Consider the following 17980-nt stretch of genomic DNA (forward strand, 5'->3'; position numbering starts at 1 on the left):
CCAGCATGACCGTCGAAACCGGCCGCGCCCCCAGCACGGAGGAGCTCCCTCTCTCCTTCACGGGCGGGCGCAGCGCGCAGCGCAATGAGCCGCAGATCGTGAGCTTCGGGGGCGGGCACGGGCTCTACGCCGCACTGCGCGCCTTCCGCCTCATCACGGACTCCCTCACCGCCGTCGTCACGGTCGCCGACGATGGCGGCTCCTCGGGCCGGCTGCGCCAGGAGATGGGAGGCCTGCCGCCCGGCGATCTCCGCATGGCTCTGGCCGCCCTGTGCGACGACGGCGAATGGGGGCGGGTCTGGCGCGATGTCATCCAGCACCGCTTCACCTCGGCCGGCCACCTCGACGGGCACGCGGTGGGGAATCTGCTCATCGCGGCGCTGTGGCAGCTCAACGACGACCACGTCGAGGGCCTCGACTGGATCGCACGGCTGCTGCGCGCGCACGGGAGGGTGCTGCCGATGTCCTCGGTGCCGCTGGCGATCGAAGCGGACGTCGTCCCCCCGGCCGGGGGGACGCCCCAGCTCGTCCGCGGGCAGTCCGTGCTCGCGAAGACCCCGGGCCGGGTCGCGGAGGTCCGCCTCGTCCCGGGTGCGCCGCCCGCGCGGGCGGAGACCATCGAGGCCGTGGGCGCGGCGGATGTGCTCAACCTGGGCCCCGGCTCCTGGTACACCTCCGTCATGCCCCATCTGCTGGTGCCCGAGCTCGCGCATGCCATCCAGGAATCCTCCGCGCTCAAGAGCCTCACCCTGAACCTCGGGGCCGCGCCGGGCGAGACGGCGGACCTCACGCTCGTCGACCACCTGCAGTCGCTGCATCTCCACGCCCCCCGCCTGCACCTCGACTACGTGCTCGTCGACGCCGTCGCGGCGGCGAAGGAGCCCACCCTGCCGGCGATCGCGGAATCGCTGTTCGGTGCACAGGTGCGCACGCACCCGCTCACCTCGCGCCGGCCGCGCCAGCATGACAGCCTCAAGCTCGCGGCCTGCTACCGTGACATGCTGCTGGACTCGGGTCTGCTCGAGGAGGACCAGTGGTGAGGCGGAGATGCTGAGATCGACGACGGGAGACGGAAGGCGGCCATGGCGCTGACGGCACAGGTGAAGGACGAGCTCGCACGGTGCGAGGTGACGCGGGTCTCGGCCCGGCGTGCGGAAGTCTCGTCGATGCTGCGCTTCGCGGGTGCTCTGCAGCGGTCGCAGGAGGCGGTGCTCGTCGAGGCCGAGCTCGACACCGCCGCGGCCGCCCGGCGCCTCCGGGCGGAGATCCGGGCGCTGTTCGGACCGGTCGCGGAGATCGTGGTGATCTCCGGGGGAACCCGCTCCCGCGGCAGCCGCTACCTCGTGCGCGTGGCGCGCGAGGGCACCTCGCTCGCCCGGCAGGCAGGGCTCCTCGACGCGCGCGGCCGTCCCGTGCGCGGGCTGCCCTCGGCGATCGTGGGCGGTGCGGTCGCGGACTGCGAGGCCGCCTGGCGCGGAGCCTTCCTCGCCCACGGCTCGCTCACGGAGCCGGGCCGGTCCGCTGCGCTCGAGGTCACGTGCCCCGGGCCCGAGGCGGCGCTCGCGCTCGTCGGTGCCGCCCGGCGCCTCGACATCACGGCGAAGGCGCGCGAGGTCCGCGGGGCTGACCGCGTCGTCATCCGCGACGGGGACGCGATCGCGGCGCTGCTCACGCGGATGGGCGCGCATGAGGCCGTCCTCGTCTGGGAGGAGCGGCGGATGCGCCGCGAGGTGCGCGCGACGGCCAACCGCCTGGCGAACTTCGACGACGCGAACCTGCGCCGTTCTGCGCGCGCGGCTGTCGCCGCGAGCGCACGGGTGGAGCGGGCGCTCGAGATCCTCGGCGACGATGTGCCCGAACACCTGCGCTATGCGGGCTCCCTGCGGATGAGCCACAAGCAGGCCTCGCTGGAGGAGCTCGGCCAGCTCGCGGACCCCGTCATGACCAAGGACGCGGTCGCCGGACGGATCCGCCGGCTGCTGGCCACCGCGGACAGGCGCGCCGAGGAGCTCGGCATCCCCGGCACCGACGCGAACCTCACGCCGGACATGCTGGAGGAGGGGTGAGCCGCGGTCGATAGGATGGCGGTGCCGCAGTGCACACACGGCACCGCCCACGAGGAGGGAAGCTCTCGCATGACCACACGCATCGGGATCAACGGCTTCGGCCGCATCGGCCGCTCGTTCTTCCGCCAGGCGCTCACCACCCCGGACGTCGAGGTCGTCGCCATCAACGACCTCACCGACAACGCCTCGCTCGCGCACCTGCTCACCTACGATTCGGTGTGGCGGCGGATCGAGGCGACCGTGGACCACGACGAGGACTCGCTCATCGTGGACGGCAGGCCCGTCCAGACCTTCGAGAAGTCGGTGCCCGGGGAGATCCCGTGGGGCGAGTACGGCGTCGACGTCGTCATCGAGTCGACGGGGCGGTTCCGCTCCGCGAGCCAGGCCGAGGCGCACCTCGAGGCCGGTGCGCGGACCGTCATCATGTCCTCGCCCGGCAAGGGCGTCGACGGCATGTTCGTCATGGGCGTGAACGAGGACGACTTCGATCCGGCCCGTCACCGGATCATCTCCAACGCCTCCTGCACCACGAACTGCCTCGCTCCCATCGCGAAGGTGCTGCACGAGACCGTGGGCATCGCCTCGGGCCTCATGACCACGGTGCACGCCTACACCGGCGACCAGCGCCTCGTCGACGGCAACCACAAGGACCTCCGCCGTGCGCGCGCCGCCGCGGCCAACATCGTGCCGACCACGACGGGCGCGGCCCGGGCGGTGGGCCAGGTGCTGCCGGAGCTGGAGGGGCGGCTGAACGGGCTGGCCGTGCGCGTGCCGGTGCCGACGGGCTCGCTCGTCGATCTCACCTTCGTCCCGGAGCGGGCGACGGACCCGGCTGAGGTCAACGCCGCGCTCCTCGCGGCCGCGCAGGGTCCGCTCAAGGGGATCCTCGCCTGCACGGAGGATCCGATCGTCTCCTCCGACATCGTCATGGACCCGCACTCGGCGATCGTGGACGCCCCGCTCACCGAGCAGGTCGGCGACCAGCTCAAGGTGATCGCCTGGTACGACAACGAGTGGGGCTACTCGCACCGTCTCCTCGATCTCGCCGCCCACGTGGGCCGGCACCTGAACTGAGAATGCAAACGGCGAAAGGCAACCGAATGAAGACACTCGACAGCGCCGGTCCCCTCGCGGGCAGGCGCGTGCTCGTGCGCAGCGACCTCAACGTCCCCATGAGCGAGGGCAGGATCACGGACGCCGGGCGGATCACCGCCTCGGCCCCCACGATCCGCGGCCTCGCCGAGGCCGGCGCCAGGGTGATCGTCATCGCCCACCTCGGCCGGCCCAAGGGGGAGGTCGTGGATGCGCTCTCGCTCGCACCCGTCGCGCCGGCGCTGGCCGAGGCTCTCGGCCGCGAGGTCGCCTTCGCCGGCGACACCGTGGGACCGGAGGCGCGCGCCGCGGTCGAGGGGCTCGCCGACGGCGGGATCGTGCTGCTCGAGAACCTGCGCTTCGATCCGCGCGAGACCGCGAAGGACGACGCTGCGCGCGGCGAGTTCGCCGATGCCCTGGCCGAGCTCGCGGACGTCTTCGTCTCCGACGGCTTCGGCGTGGTCCACCGCAGGCAGGCGAGCGTCGTCGACATCGCCGAACGGCTGCCCGCGTACGCCGGCGGCCTCGTCGCCGCCGAGGTCGAGGTCTCCCAGCGCCTCCTCACGGACCCGGCGCGGCCCTATGCCGTCGTGCTGGGCGGCTCGAAGGTCTCGGACAAGCTCGGCGTCATCGACAGCCTGCTCGAGCGCGCCGATGTCCTCGCGATCGGCGGCGGGATGGTCTTCACGTTCCTCGCCGCACAGGGGCGCGCGGTGGGCAGGAGCCTCGTCGAGGCCGATCAGCTCGAGACCGCGCGCGGCTGTCTCGCGAAGGCCGCCGAGCGCGGCGTCGAGATCCTGCTGCCCACCGACATCGTCATGGCGGCCTCCTTCGCCGCGGACGCCGAGCACTGGGTCGCACCCGTCGAGGCCCTCGAGGAGACCCCGGGAGGGGCCGAGGCGCTCGGCCTCGACATCGGGCCGGACTCCGCCGCGGCGTTCGCCGAGCGCATCCGGGGCGCCCGGACGGTGTTCTGGAACGGTCCCATGGGCGTCTTCGAGTTCCCTGCCTTCGCCGCGGGCACCCGCGCCGTGGCCGAGGCCCTCACCACCGTCCACGGTGGAGCGGAGGAGGGACGCCTCACGGTGGTGGGCGGCGGCGACTCCGCTGCCGCGGTGCGCGCTCTGGGCTTCGTCGACGAGCAGTTCGGCCACATCTCCACCGGCGGCGGCGCCAGCCTCGAGTACCTCGAGGGCCGGACGCTGCCCGGTCTGTCCGTGCTGGAGGGCTGAGGCGATGGCGGCGAACAGGACGGGCGGCTCCCCGCGGACCCGCCTCATCGCGGGCAACTGGAAGATGAACCTCGACCACTTCGAGGCGCTCACCCTCGTGCAGAAGCTCGACTGGGCGCTGCGCGACGCGAAGGTCGACCGTGAGGCGATCGACATCGCGGTGCTGCCCCCATTCACGGACATCCGTTCCGTCCAGACCCTTGTGCAGGGCGAGAAGCTGGTGCTCTCCTACGGGGCGCAGGATCTCTCGCCGCACGACTCCGGCGCCTACACGGGAGAGGTCTCGGGCAGGTTTCTGCAGCGGCTCGGATGCGCCTATGTCCTCATCGGCCATTCGGAGCGCCGCGAGCACCACGGCGAGGACGATGCGCTCATCGGCGCGAAGATCCGGGCTGCGGTCCGCCACGAGCTCGCTCCCGTCCTGTGCGTGGGGGAGGGGCTGGAGACGAGGCAGGCCGGTGCGCACATCGCCCACGTCCTCGCGCAGCTCGACGCCGCCCTCGAGGGGCTCACCGCGGCCGAGGTCCCCGGCCTCGTGCTCGCCTACGAGCCCGTCTGGGCGATCGGCACGGGGGAGACGGCAGGTCCCGAGGAGGCGGCAGAGATGGCGACCGCGCTGCGGGGCCGTCTCGCCGAGCTCATGGGCGAGGCCTTCGCGGAGGCCACGCGCATCCTCTACGGCGGCAGCGTCAAGGCGGACAATGCGGCGGCCATCGTGGCTGCGGCCGATGTCGACGGCGCCCTCGTGGGCGGTGCGAGCCTCGACCCCGCCGGCTTCGCCTCGCTCATCACGGAGGCGGCGGGCGCCTGAGGCGTCGGCACGGCTTCGCTCACGATCCGCATCAGCGGCTAGACTGAAGGGCATTATGGAGATCCTCAACTGGACGCTCACGGCGATCCTCGTCCTCACCAGCGCCTTCCTCATCCTGCTCATCCTCATGCACAAGGGCAAGGGCGGCGGCATGTCCGATATGTTCGGCGGGGGCATGAGCTCCTCGCTCGGCTCCTCGGGTGTGGCCGAGCGCAACCTCAATCGCTTCACGACCCTCGTGGCGATCATCTGGGTGGCGAGCATCGTGCTGCTGGGGCTGGCGGTGCGCTTCGCCTGAGCCGGGCTGCTCGCACACATGAGCGCCTGAGCACGCGGAAGCGGCCCGGAGGGAGAGATCCCGCCGGGCCGCTTCGCTGCGCGCCGGCGCTCGTGCTCCGCTCACTTCTCCCAGCCGCGGTGCGCCCCACGGCTGGGAGAAGTGATCAGACAGCGGGCTGCTGGGCCGGTCCCACGCCGGGCTCGTTCTCCGCGGAGTCTTCGCCCGGCTCACGCTCGAGGGAGCTGTCCTCGGGGGAGTCCTCCCCGCCCGCGCCCTCCGAGCCGGTGATCGCGGCGAACAGGCGGGCCAGACCGGCCTCGCGCTCGCGCAGGTGCACGCGCAGCACCCTGCGGCCGAGGCCCTCGAGGACGGCCGCATCGCCGGCGGCCTGTGCGGCGATGAGACGGGCGAAGCCGAAGCCCGCTCCCGGGACCGCCATGTCCTCCTCGGGCGGCGTCTCCGCCGTGACGAAGAGGTAGGAGCCGGAATCGGGTCCGCCCTTGTGCAGCTGCCCCGTCGAGTGGAGGTACCGCGGACCCCAGCCGAAGGAGACCGCAGCGCCCTCGGCCCGCTCCGCGAGCAGGGGGCGCAGACGTGCCGCCTCCGGATCGCAGATGCTGCTGAGGAAGGCGCACACCGCGAGGTAGCGCTCGTCGTCGCGTTCGGGGAGGACTGCGTCGAGCAGGCCCGGGAGCGTGCGCTCGTGCAGCTCCAGATCGTCGATGAGGTGGGGCGAGGCGTAGAGCTCCACCGCACCATCGACGAGGAAGGGCGCCTCCGGCTCCTGCCCGGCACCATCGGCGGAGTGGGCGTCCTCCGCGTTCCCTCCCGCAGAGCCGTCGTCTGCGGCATCGGCCTCGGCGAGGCTCTCGGTCTGATCCTGCCCGTCCTGCTCCCCGGCAGCCTGCGGGGCCGAGGCGAGGATCTCGCGGGCGCGGATCTTCGCGGACTCCACATCCGGCTGGTCGAAGGGGTCCACTCCCAGGCCCGCGCACAGCAGCGCCGTCGCGGTCTCCCAGATGAGGAACTGCGCGCCCAGCGGGGCCGCACAGGAGACCGCGACGCCCGAGACCGGCTGGTGCTCGCCCACCGGCTCGCCGAGGAAGCACACGCCGGTGCCCGCATCGGCGTCCGTGAAGCCCGGAGCCTCGACGTCCTCGCAGGCGATGGGGAGGACACCTGCCCCGTCCTTGCCGGTCGACTCCGCGATGAGCTGCTCGAGCCAGGCCGGCAGCGCGGCGAGTGCGGGGTCCGTGGCCGCGACCGCGAGCAGCCGGATGCTGCGGGCGTGCGCGGCCGACAGCGCCGAGGCCAGCACGACGGCGGGGTTCTCGGCGTTGTCGGCATGCAGAGCCTCGGCCACGGCTGCGGCCTCGGAGACGACCTGCTCGACATCCGCACCCGCCAGACCCGCGGGCACGAGGCCGAACGCACCCAGCACGCTGAAGCGGCCGCCCACATCCGGATCGGCGAGGAACACCCGGCGCCAGCCCTCCTCGAGCGCCTGCTCGGCGAGCGTCGTGCCGGGATCCGTGACGGCGATGAGACGTCCGGCGGGCTCGATGCCCCGGGCCCGGAGCGCCTGGGCGAACGCGGAGGCCGCCGAGATCGTCTCGATCGTCCCGCCGGACTTGGTGCTCACGACGAGCGCGGAGCGGTCGAGCGAGTCCGCACCGACGACGGCGCGGACGGAGAGGGGATCAGTGCTGTCGAGGATCGTGAGCTCGACGCCGTGCGCGGCCGCGATGACCTCGGCACCCAGCGAGGAGCCGCCCATCCCGGCCAGCACGATCCGGTCGATGCCCTCGGCTGCGAGTTCCTCCCGCAGCGCCGCGATCTGCTCGACGAGGCCCGCGGACCGCGTGTGCAGATCCGTCCAGCCCAGCCGGCTGCCGGCCAGGCGGCTCGCCGCCGGCCCCCAGAGCGCGGTGTCCCGGGCGGCGAGGCGGGAGGCCAGCGCGTCCGCGATCATCCTGTCCTGTTCGGCCCGGTGCTCCTGAGGAGCGGGGAAACCCACTGTCGCACTCATCGCGCACTCTCCCTTCAGACCGCGTCCGCCCGACGCGAGGCGACGACGTCCACCAGCTCGGTCCAGCTGGCGGAGAACTTCTCAAGCCCCTCCGTCTGGAGCCTGTCCATGACCTCGGCGTAGTCGATGCCCAGACCGGCGAGCGCGTCGAAGTGCGCATCCGCGGCCGCGTATGCGCCGGGCATGGTGTCGGCGGGCACCTCGCCGTGGTCGGCGAAGGCCTCCATGGTCTTCTCCGGCATCGTGTTGACGGTGCCGGGGGTGACGAGCCCGGAGACGTACATGGTGTCCGGGTACGCCGGATCCTTCACTCCGGTCGAGGCCCACAGCAGGCGCTGGATGCGGGCCCCCGCGGCGGCGAGGACGCGGAACCGCTCGGAGTCGAAGACCTGCGACTGCACGCGGTGGGTGAGCCGGCAGTTCGCCAGTCCCGCGCCCCCGCGCAGGGCCGCGGCCTCCTCGGTGCCGAGGGCATCGAGCCTGCGGTCGATCTCCGCGTCCACCCGGGACACGAAGACGGAGGCCACAGAGGCGATGGAGGAGAGGTCCGCCCCGTGCTCGCGCGCCCGTTCGAGGCCCGTGAGATACGCCTCGACGACCTTCCGGTACTGGTCGAGGCTGAAGACCAGCGTGACGTTGACGCTGATGCCGGCCTCGAGCACGCGGGGGATCGCGTAGAGGCCGGCCTCCGTGGCCGGGATCTTGATCATGACGTTCTCGCGGCCGACCGCGGCCGCGAGGCGCTTGGCGGCCTCGATGGTGCCCTCGCCGTCGTGTGCGAGGACGGGGGAGACCTCGAGGGACACCCGGCCGTCGATGCCCTCGGTGCGCTCGTACACCCCGCGGAGGGCATCGCAGGCGTCCTGGACGTCGGCGACGGTGAGGAGGTCGATGAGCTCCTCGGGGTCCGCCTCGGCGCCCGCGGTCGCGACGGCCTCGGCGAGCCGGGGCTCGTACGCGGGATCCTGCGAGATGGCCTGGGCGAAGATCGTCGGATTGGTCGTCACGCCCGCGATCGAGTGCGAGGAGAGCATCGCGGCGAGCGAGCCGGAGTCCAGCCGGGACCGGGAGAGGTCGTCGAGCCAGACGGAGACGCCCGCCTCGCTCAGGGAGTGCAGCGGTCCGCTCATGCCGGTCCTCCTGTCCGCGTCGCGGCCAGTGTCGTCCGGGCCGCCTCGACGACGGCCCCGGAGGTGAAGCCGAAGCGCTCGAACAGCTCCGCACCGGGAGCGGAGGCGCCGAAGTGCTCGATCGAGACCGGCACGCCGTGGGTGCCGAGCCAGCGGTGCCAGCTCTGCGCGCCGCCGGCCTCCACGCTCACGCGGGCGGCCACGGCGGCGGGAAGGACGGCCTCACGGTACTCCGCCGGCTGCGCGTCGAACCACTCCATGCAGGGGACGGAGACGACGCGGGCGGCCACGCCCTCGCCCGCGAGCGCCTCGCGGGCGGCGAGCGCGAGCTGGACCTCCGACCCGGAGGCGAGCAGGAGCACGTCCGGCAGGCCCGTGGCCTCGTTCGCGGACTCGGCGAGGACATAGGCGCCCCGACGGGTCTCGGTCGCCGGTGCGAGCTCGCTGCGGTCGAGGACCGGCAGTCCCTGACGGCTGAGGACGAGGCCGGAGGGGCCGTCGGTGCGCTCGAGGACCTTCAGCCAGGCCTCGGCGGTCTCGGCGGCATCCGCCGGGCGGACCACATCGACGCCGGGGATGGCCCGGAGCGTGCCCACGTGCTCGATGGGCTGATGGGTGGGACCGTCCTCGCCCACGCCGATCGAGTCGTGCGTCCACACGAAGATGCTCGGCACCTGCTGGAGCGCGGCGAGCCTCACGGCCGGGCGCTGATAGTCGCTGAACACGAGGAACGTGCCGTTGTACGGGCGGGTGGGACCGTGCAGGGCGATGCCGTTGCAGACGAGGCCCGCGGCGAACTCGCGCACTCCGAAGTGGAGGTTGCGGCCGTAGGGGGTGCCGGGGAACATCGCCGAGGAGCGGTGCTCGGGCAGGAACGACGGCTCGCCCTTGACGAGCGTGTTGTTCGAGCCCGCGAGGTCCGCGGAGCCTCCCCACAGCTCCGGCATGAGGGGCGCGAGCGCATTGAGGACCGTGCCCGAGGCCGCACGCGTGGCGATCTTGGAGCCGGCCTCGAACTCGGGCAGCGCCTCGCGGAGACCGGCGGGCAGCGCGCCCGACTGCAGGCGGTCGAAGAGCTGCGCGCGCTCGGGCTGGGCGGCGCGCCAGGCGTCGAAGCGCTCCCGCCAGGCCGCGTGCGCGGCCGCACCGCGCTCGCGCAGGCCGCGGGTGTGTGCGAGCACTGCGTCCTCGACGGCGAAGGAGGCGGCGGGGTCGAAGCCCAGGAGCTCCTTCGTCGCAGCGATCTCCTCGGCCCCGAGGGCCGAGCCGTGCGCCCCGCCCGTGTTCTGCTTGCCCGGTGCCGGCCAGGCGATGATCGTCGAGAGCCGGATGAAGGAGGGGCGCGGATCGGCCTTCGCGGCCTCGACGGCCGCATGGAGGGCCGCGAGGTCCTCGGTGTACTCGCCGGCGCCGGGGTTGCCGCGGCCGTCGGTGCGGCCCGTGAAGTCGACGTGCTGGACGTGCCAGCCGTAGGCGGCGTAGCGGGCCTCGACGTCCTCGGTGAACGCGATGCTGGTGTCGTCCTCGATCGAGATCCGGTTGTCGTCCCAGATGAGGATCAGATTGCCGAGCTCCTGCGTGCCCGCCAGCGAGGAGGCCTCGGAGGAGACGCCCTCCTGGAGGCAGCCGTCGCCGGCGACGACGTAGATGCGGTGATCGAACACGGACTCACCCGCCGGCGCCTCCGGGTCGAAGAGGCCGCGCTCGCGACGGGCGGCCATCGCCATGCCCACCGCCGAGGCGATGCCCGAGCCCAGCGGGCCGGTCGTGATCTCGACGCCGTCGGTGTGGCCGACCTCGGGGTGGCCGGGCGTGAGCGAGCCCCAGCTGCGCAGGGCCCTGAGGTCGTCGAGCTCGAGGCCGAAGCCGGCGAGGTAGAGCTGCACGTACTGCGTGAGGCTCGAGTGCCCTGCGGAGAGGACGAAGCGGTCGCGGCCGACCCAGCGGGGATCGGCGGGATCGTGGACCATGGCGTGCTGGTAGAGGTAGTAGGCGGCCGGCGCGAGGCTCATGGCGGTGCCGGGATGGCCGTTGCCGGCCTTCTCGACGGCATCGGCGGCCAGCAGGCGAGCGGTGTCCACCGCCCTCGCGTCCAGGTCTGACCACTCGAGTGTGCTCGTGCTTGTCATGCGCGCGAAGTGCTCCTTGCATAGGGCTTGAGGTGACGACGGACCTCAGCTTACCGGCTGGGAGCGTGCGTGCGGGGGCATGTGGCGCACCGCTCCCCGCGAGGTTGTGCGGAACTCTTCTACAAGGGATAGAATCGCCTGGACGTTCCCTGAAACAGGAAGGTGCGAAGGACGCTCGTGTCTCATTCCCCGCACTCCGCGACGACCAGCGCCACGGCCGGCACGGCCGACGAGCGACCGCTGCAGCGGACAATCGACGAGAAGCTGGCCGGCGCACGCGGGCGCGGCACGGTGGGCGGCACGATCCGCGCCTACATCGCGCTGACCAAGCCGCGGGTGATCGAGCTCCTGCTCGTGACCACCGCCCCTGTGATGTTCCTCGCCGCGCGCGGGCTGCCCGATCTCTGGCTCGTCCTCAACACGCTCATCGGCGGTGCCGCCGCCGCGGCCTCGGCCTCGGTGTTCAACTGCATCGCGGACCGGGACATCGACGCGAAGATGAAGCGCACGGAGAACCGGCCGCTCGTCACCGGAGAGATCACGCCGCGAGCGGCCACGATCTTCGCCTTCGTGCTGGGCTTCGGCTCGATCTTCTGGCTGGGCGGCTTCACCAACTGGGTGGCCGCGGGCCTCACGGCCGTCGCGATCCTCCTCTACGCCGTCTTCTACACGCTCGTGCTCAAGCGCCGCACCTCGCAGAACATCGTGTGGGGCGGGGCGGCCGGCTGCATGCCGGTGCTCATCGGGTGGTCCGCGGTCACGGGCTCGCTGGGCTGGGAGCCGCTGCTGCTGTTCCTCGTCGTGTTCTTCTGGACGCCGCCGCACTACTGGCCGCTGGCCATCAAGTACAGGGCCGACTACGAGGCCGCCGATGTGCCCATGCTGCCCAACAAGGTGCCGCCGGCCAATGTCGCCTCGCAGATGGTCTGGTACACCGTCGCGATGATCGCAGCCTCGCTCGCACTCGTGCCGCTGGCTCCGATGGGGCCGCTGTACATCGCCGTCGCCGTCCTCTCCGGCGCCTGGTTCATGTGGGAGTGCATCGGCCTCATCAAGCGCGCCAACCGGGGTCTGTCCGGCACGCGCCTCAAGGCGATGCGCGTCTTCCACGCCTCGATCACCTACTTGTCGGTGCTCTTCCTCGCCGTCGCGATCGACCCCTTCGTCAACCCCTGGATGTGACGCGCTGAGCGCAGAGCTCGGTGCACCCCTGAGCCACTTTTCTCGCAGACGCCCAGCTGTTCGGTCGGACAGCTGGGCGTCTGCGTGAGAACTGGGCGTGCAGGCAGGTGTGACGAAGCTCAGGCGGCCTCGGCGAAGTCCACGCCGTGCTCATGGGCGAGCTGGGCCTCGAGTGCGCGCACGCGGGGGATGATCTCCTCGCCGAAGTGCGTGAGCTCCTCCTGGAAGTGCAGATAGGCGGTCAGCAGCAGGTTCACGCCCTGCTTCTTGAACTCGACGATGCGCTCCGCGATCTGCTCGTCGGTGCCGATGAGGCCGGTCTTGAAGCCGTCGTTGTACTGGACGAGGTCCTCGAAGGAGGAGTCCGCCCACATGCCCCTGCCATCGCCGGTGCTCCGGCCTGCCTGCCGGACGGAATCCCGGAAGCCCTCGACGGCGGGCCGGTGCGCGTGGGCGACGATCTCCCGCAGCTGCTCATGGGCCTCGGCCTCCGTGTCGCGGGCGATGACGAAGCCGTTGATGCCGAAGCGCGGGCGGGCGGAGGCCGTGCGCGCACCGGACTCCGCGGCCGCGATGACCCCGGCCGCATTGTCCCGGTAGCCCTCCAGCGTGCGGCCGTTCGAGAAGTACCAGTCGGCCACGCGACCCGCCGTCGCCTGGGCCGCGGTCGAATTGCCGCCGAAGAAGATGTCCGGGTGCGCGCGTCCCGGCAGGTCGGCAGGCCCCGGGCGCAGGGTCACGCCGTCGATCGCGTAGTGGCGGCCGAACTGTGCATAGCCCTCCTCCGTCCACAGACCGCGGAGCGCGCGGATGAACTCCTCCGTGCGCGCATAGCGCTCATCGTGCTCGAGCCAGGGCAGTCCGAACCCGGTGAACTCGGCCTTGAGCCAGCCCGAGACGATGTTCACCGCAGCGCGGCCGCCGGAGAGCTGGTCGGCCGTGTTGATGAACTTGGCGAGCACTCCGGGATGCCACATGCCCGGGTGGACCGCGGAGATGACCCTCAGCCGCTCGGTGGCCAGCAGCAGGGCGAGCGAGAAGCTCGTCGCCTCGTGCTGCTGGGAGGCGCCGTAGCTGGCCTGGTAGCGCGTCTGCGTGAGCGCGTACTCGAAGCCCAGGCGCTCTGCCGTCCGGGCCAGGGTCCGGTTGTAGTCGATGCCCCAGTCCGTGCGCTGCTCGACCTGGGAGATCACGAGTCCGCCGGAGACGTTGGGCACCCAGTAGGCGAACTTCAGGGGCGTCGCTAGATCGGCCCAGGGCGAGACCTCGGCAGAGGTGGAGGGGGCGGACATGCGGGGACTCCTTCTGTGTGAGGGCCGGCTTCCGGGAGGGGCCGGATCCGCATCATTGTGGAGCGCTCCGATGAGCACAGCCTCCGATCGCCCCCGGAAACGTCATGGGACGTCACCTGCCGTCATGGAGGGGCGGGGGCATGGAGGTGAGAGCGCTCAGCCCTCTGCGGACTCGCCCGCGTGCTGGGCGGCCTGCAGCGCGGCGTAGTGACCGCCCGCGGCCATGAGCTCCTCGTGCGAGCCCTGCTCCACGATGGAGCCCGCGTCCATGACGACGATGACATCCGCGTTGCGGATCGTCGAGAGCCGGTGGGCGATGACGAAGCTCGTGCGCCCGCTGCGCAGCTGGCCCATCGCCTCCTGCACGAGCACCTCCGTGCGCGTGTCGACCGAGGACGTGGCCTCGTCGAGGACGAGGACGCGAGGGTCGGAGACGAAGGCGCGCGCGATCGTGATGAGCTGACGCTCACCGGTGGAGACGTTGTCCGCCGTCTCCGTGAGCATCGTGTCGTAGCCGTCCGGCAGGTGCGAGACGAAGCGGTCCACATAGGCGCTGCGGGCGGCGGCGAGCACCTCCTCGCGGCTCGCCCCCTCGCGGCCGTAGGCGATGTTGTCGAAGATCGTCCCCTCGAACAGCCAGGAGTCCTGCAGCACCATCCCGATGGGAATGCGCAGCGATGTGCGCGAGACCGTGCGGATGTCCGTCCCGTCGATGAGCACGGCGCCCGCGTCCACATCGTAGAACCGCAGCAGGAGGTTCACGAGCGTGGTCTTGCCCGCTCCCGTGCGGCCGACGATGGCCACCGTAGATCCGGGCTCCGCGACGAGGTCCAGCCCGCGGATGAGCGGCGTCTCCGGATCGTAGGAGAAGTCCACGCCGCGGTACTCCACGCGCCCGCGGGCCACGGTCAGCGCGCGCTCGGGTGCGGGCTCCTCGTCCGGCTCGTCGAGCACCTCGAACACCCGCTCCGCACTCGCCGCGGCCGACTGCAGCTGGGCGAACATCGCGCCGAGGCCGGCGAGGGGCTGGGAGAACTGGCGCGAGTACTGGAGGAAGGCCTGGACGGTGCCCAGCGTCATCGCCCCGCCGGCCACCTGGACGGCGCCCACGATCGCGATCCCCACGAACACGAGGTTCGAGGCGAACTGCATCGCCGGGCCCATCGTGCCGCTGAGCGACTGCGCTGTGACGGAGGCGCGGTACACCTCGGCATTGTTCCGCTCGAACTCGTCCGCCATCCGGGCACGCGCACCGTGGACGCGCAGCAGCTGCTGCGCGGCGATCGACTCCTCGACGTGCGCGTTGAGTGCGCCCGTGCGCTCCCACTGCGCGGCGAAGGCCCGCTGCGAGCGCGGTCCGATGACACCCAGCAGCAGCGCGGTCACGGGGATCACCGCGAGCGCGATGAGGGCCAGCCGCCAGGACAGCGCGAACATGATCGAGAGCGTGCCCAGCAGGATGAGCACATCCGTGAACAGCTGCTGCGCGCTCTGGCTGAGCACATTGGCGAGGTTGTCGACGTCGTTGTTGAGCCGGGAGAGCAGATCGCCCTTCTTCGACCGGTCGACCACCGCGAGCGGCAGGCGATGGAGCTTCTGCTCGACCCGCTCACGCAGGCGCTGGACGGTGCGCTGCACCGCCTCGTTGAGCAGCCAGCCCCCGGCCCACAGGCACACCTGGGCCACGATGTAGACGACCGCGGCCAGCAGCAGCGCCCGGCCGAGGGCGCCCAGATCCACTCCGGCCCCCGGGGTGAAGTCGAGGCGGGCGAGCATGTCCGCGCGCTCGTCCTCGCCCTCGGCACGCAGCTGCCCGAGCACCTGAGCGCGATCCGCACCGGGGTCCATGCCCCGGGAGAGCCAGCCGGCGAACACGAGGTCGGTGGCCCGCGCGATGAGCAGCGGTGCCCACACCGTCCCGACGGTGGCGAGGACGAGCACGGCGAAGGCGCACGCGATGCCGACGGTGTGCGGGCGGAACATGCGCAGCAGCCGGAGCGCGGTCGCCCGGAAGTGCGTCGCCTTCTGCCCCGGCCTGGGGCCCTGCGCCTGGCTCATGCCGCGGCTCCCGTCTGCGAGTCCACGATCTCCGCGTACACGGGGGAGGAAGCGAGCAGCTCCGCATGCGTGCCGAGACCGGCAGGCGCCCCGTCGTCGAGGACGAGCACGCGGTCGGCGTCCTCGGCGGCGGAGACGCGCTGGGTGATGAGCAGGACCGTGGACTCGACGCCGGCGAGCGCCCTCCGCACCGCCGCGTCCGTGCGGGTGTCGAGGGCGGAGAGGCTGTCGTCGAGGACGAGCACGGGAGCCCGGCGGACGAGCGCCATCGCGATCGCGATGCGCTGCCGCTGCCCGCCGGAGAGGTCCCGGCCGCCCTGCGCGAGGACGGTGTCCGAGCCCTCGGGCAGCTCGGCGACGAACTCCCAGGCCTGAGCGGCCTCGAGTGCGGCGCGGATCTCCGCGTCGGTGGCCTCCGGCGCACCCAGGCGCAGATTGTCCGCGACCGAGCGGCCGAGCACCTGCGGAGTCTGCGGCACATAGGCGAACTGCGCGCCGTAGGCGGCCGGGGACAGCGCCGAGACGTTCGCGCCGCCCACCCGCACCGTGCCCGAGGTCGGCTCGAGCAGGCGCAGGACGAGCTGCGCCAGCGTGGTCTTCCCCGAGCCCGTCGCCCCGATGACGGCGAGCACCTCGCCGGGGGAGGCGGACACGGTGACCTCGCGCAGGACCGGGGCGGCGGCACCGGCGTAGGAGAAGGTCACGCGGTCGAGCTCGAGAGCGCCGGGCTCGGGCACGGTCTCGAGGGTGCCCGATTCCGCATCGAGCGCGACCTCCGCGTCGAGCACCTCCACGAGGCGCCCGGCCGAGACCTCGGCGCGCGGGATCATCATGCCGATGAAGGCGACGAAGGTCACACCCATGAGGATGAGCATGAGGTACTGGACGAAGGCGAGCACGACGCCCACGTCGAGGCTGCCGGCGTCCGCCCGCAGGCCGCCGAACCACACGACCGCCACCGAGCCCAGCGAGACGATGCCCATGACGGCGGGGAAGAGGAGGACGAACCAGCGCCCCACCGCCAGCCCCGCATCCGTGAGGGCGCTGTTGACGGCGGAGAACCGGGCGCGCTCGCGGTCCTCGGCGGTGAAGGCGCGGATCACGCGCAGGCCGCCCAGCTGCTGGGAGACGACGGAGGTCACGGCGTCCACCCGCTCCTGCATCACCCGGAAGGAGGGCACCATCCGCCGCACGACGAGCACGAGCACCGCGATGAGCACCGCGACCGTGGCGAGGATGACGAGGGAGAGGCCGAGGTCCTGGCTCAGGGCCATCGCGAGCCCGCCGAGCGCCATGAAGGGCGCCATGACGACCATCGTGAGCGCCATGACGATGAGCATCTGCACCTGGCGGACGTCATTGGTGGCGCGGGTGATGAGGCTGGAGGAGCCGAAGCGGGAGAGCTCCGCACCGCCGTAGTCCATGACCGAGCCGTAGACGCCGCTGCGCAGGCTCCTGGCCGCGCGCATCGCGACGACCGCACCGGCGACGACGGCGACGACATTGGCGATCACCTGGACGAGCGCGACGGCGAGCATGAGCCCGCCGAGTCGCCACACGAGGCCCACATCGCCGGCGGCGATGCCGTCGTCGATGACCGAGGCGTTGAGCGTGGGCAGCCACAGCGTCGCGAGGATCTGGGCGATCTGCAGGACGAGGATCGCCGCGAGGAGGCTCCGCTGCGGCAGGACGTACCGGCGGACGAGCTCCGCCAGCATCCTCATGCCGGCTCCCGCATCGGCTCCGGTGCGTCCGCCCCCTGCGGCACAGGCCGGAGACCCGGCCTCCGGTACTGGGCGTCGAGGAGCCAGGTCGCGGCCGCGAGCACTGTGCAGATGCCGACGATGTGCACGGCGACGAGCATCCACGGCACACCCGTGAAGAACTGGACGTAGCCCACCACGCCCTGGGCAGCGACGACGCCGACGGTGGTGAGCAGGGGTGTGAGCATCCGGCGAGCCTCGGCGGGCTCCGTGCGCGCCTGCCTGCGGTTGAGGACGAGCAGACCGATCAGCACCGCGCACAGGGCCCAGACGGGCGCGGCGTGGAGACGGGCCATGAGCAGGGTGTCGAGGCCGTTGCGGGCGCTGATCTCGTCACCGGCGTGGGGTCCGGCGCCCGTGACGAGCACGCCCATGACGACGACGATGCACACGAGGGCGAAGGCCGCCCACGCGAGGACGCGCTGGGCCCGGCTGCCCACGGGGACGCCGGGCAGGCCGGAATCGCGGGTGCGGCGGACGAAGAGGGCGCTCGCGACGACGGCGGCGGCCGAGGGGAAGAAGTGCGCGGCGACGATCCACGGGTTGAGCTCGGTGAGGACCGAGACCCCGCCGAGCACGGCCTGCACCGGCACGACGGCCGTGAGGCCCACGGCGTACCAGAAGAGATCCGGGCGACGGCGGCGGGACGTCCACAGCGAGAGGATCGTCACGGCGCCCAGGAGGCCGAGGGCGACGCCGAGGAGCCGGTTGCCGAACTCGATCGCCGAGTGCATCGAGAGATCGCCGTAGGGGACCAGGGCACCGTCGTTGCAGGTGGGCCATTCGGCGCAGCCGAGGCCGGAGCCGGTGAGCCGCACGAGCGCACCCGTGAGGACGATGAGGGACTGCGCGGCCAGCATCGCCCAGGCGAGCGACCGGTGCAGGGGGGTGGTGTCGCGGGTGCCGGTGGTCACAG

At 72.2% G+C, this 17980-nt stretch carries 14 protein-coding genes; 7 read left to right on the top strand and 7 right to left on the bottom strand.

From position 1 onward, the window contains the following. Window positions 1–5 precede the first annotated feature (5 nt). The 6 genes from K318_RS0108230 (at window position 6) to secG (ending at window position 5499) form a co-directional block, all read left to right on the top strand. Window positions 6–1040, top strand: coding sequence for a gluconeogenesis factor YvcK family protein (locus K318_RS0108230; RefSeq protein WP_029089141.1), 1035 nt, complete (start codon window positions 6–8; stop codon window positions 1038–1040). Window positions 1041–1082: 42 nt separating this feature from the next. Continuing rightward, window positions 1083–2066: a DNA-binding protein WhiA gene (gene whiA, locus K318_RS0108235; RefSeq protein ID WP_029089142.1), complete on the top strand. Its 984-nt coding sequence runs from the start codon at window positions 1083–1085 to the stop codon at window positions 2064–2066. Window positions 2067–2135: 69 nt separating this feature from the next. After that, the gene (gene gap / locus K318_RS0108240) at window positions 2136–3140 is read left to right on the top strand and encodes a type I glyceraldehyde-3-phosphate dehydrogenase (protein WP_029089143.1); all 1005 of its coding nucleotides are present in this window, start codon (window positions 2136–2138) and stop codon (window positions 3138–3140) included. A 26-nt stretch (window positions 3141–3166) separates the two neighbouring features. Further along, a complete protein-coding gene (locus K318_RS0108245) occupies window positions 3167–4390 on the top strand; it encodes a phosphoglycerate kinase (RefSeq protein WP_029089144.1) in 1224 nt (407 codons plus the stop codon). A gap of 4 nt (window positions 4391–4394) precedes the next feature. Then, entirely contained in the window at window positions 4395–5201 is an 807-nt protein-coding gene (gene tpiA / locus K318_RS0108250; protein WP_029089145.1) for a triose-phosphate isomerase, read from the top strand. Window positions 5202–5256: 55 nt separating this feature from the next. Beyond that, entirely contained in the window at window positions 5257–5499 is a 243-nt protein-coding gene (gene secG / locus K318_RS0108255) for a preprotein translocase subunit SecG (RefSeq protein ID WP_029089146.1), read from the top strand. Window positions 5500–5644: 145 nt separating this feature from the next. On the opposite strand, the gene K318_RS20355 is transcribed toward secG, so the two are convergent. Genes K318_RS20355 through tkt form a run of 3 tightly spaced genes read right to left on the bottom strand, consistent with a single transcriptional unit; the run spans window position 5645 to window position 10769 of the window. Next, window positions 5645–7510 carry a glucose-6-phosphate isomerase gene (locus tag K318_RS20355; protein ID WP_156913865.1) on the bottom strand — a complete coding sequence of 622 codons (1866 nt, stop codon included), beginning with the start codon at window positions 7508–7510 and terminating at the stop codon, window positions 5645–5647. 14 nt (window positions 7511–7524) lie between these two features. Continuing rightward, window positions 7525–8640, bottom strand: a complete 1116-nt coding sequence (tal, locus tag K318_RS0108265; protein ID WP_029089147.1) for a transaldolase — start codon at window positions 8638–8640, stop codon at window positions 7525–7527. Next, on the bottom strand, window positions 8637–10769 hold the full coding sequence (gene tkt / locus K318_RS0108270; protein ID WP_029089148.1) for a transketolase: 2133 nt from the start codon (window positions 10767–10769) through the stop codon (window positions 8637–8639). Before tkt ends, tal begins: the two co-directional genes overlap by 4 nt. 177 nt (window positions 10770–10946) lie before the next feature. Here tkt and K318_RS0108275 point away from each other — a divergent pair, with 177 nt between their 5' ends. Next, complete coding sequence (locus tag K318_RS0108275; RefSeq protein ID WP_211233304.1) at window positions 10947–11951, top strand: heme o synthase; 1005 nt, start codon at window positions 10947–10949, stop codon at window positions 11949–11951. Between the two features lie 119 nt (window positions 11952–12070). Here K318_RS0108275 and sfnG read toward each other — a convergent pair whose 3' ends face one another. The 4 genes from sfnG to K318_RS0108295 form a co-directional block, all read right to left on the bottom strand. Continuing rightward, entirely contained in the window at window positions 12071–13243 is a 1173-nt protein-coding gene (sfnG, locus tag K318_RS20360) for a dimethylsulfone monooxygenase SfnG (RefSeq protein WP_051297712.1), read from the bottom strand. 156 nt (window positions 13244–13399) lie between these two features. Continuing rightward, window positions 13400–15301 carry an ABC transporter ATP-binding protein gene (locus tag K318_RS20365; protein WP_035281140.1) on the bottom strand — a complete coding sequence of 634 codons (1902 nt, stop codon included), beginning with the start codon at window positions 15299–15301 and terminating at the stop codon, window positions 13400–13402. Continuing rightward, window positions 15298–17025 (bottom strand): ABC transporter ATP-binding protein, encoded by a 1728-nt coding sequence (locus K318_RS0108290; protein WP_245579814.1) that lies wholly within the window; start codon window positions 17023–17025, stop codon window positions 15298–15300. Before K318_RS0108290 ends, K318_RS20365 begins: the two co-directional genes overlap by 4 nt. Continuing rightward, window positions 17022–17978, bottom strand: coding sequence for a COX15/CtaA family protein (locus K318_RS0108295; protein ID WP_029089151.1), 957 nt, complete (start codon window positions 17976–17978; stop codon window positions 17022–17024). Before K318_RS0108295 ends, K318_RS0108290 begins: the two co-directional genes overlap by 4 nt. Window positions 17979–17980: the final 2 nt, after the last annotated feature.

This window comes from Brevibacterium album DSM 18261 (assembly GCF_000426445.1).
In the GTDB taxonomy this organism is placed as follows: Bacteria; Actinomycetota; Actinomycetes; order Actinomycetales; family Brevibacteriaceae; genus Brevibacterium; species Brevibacterium album.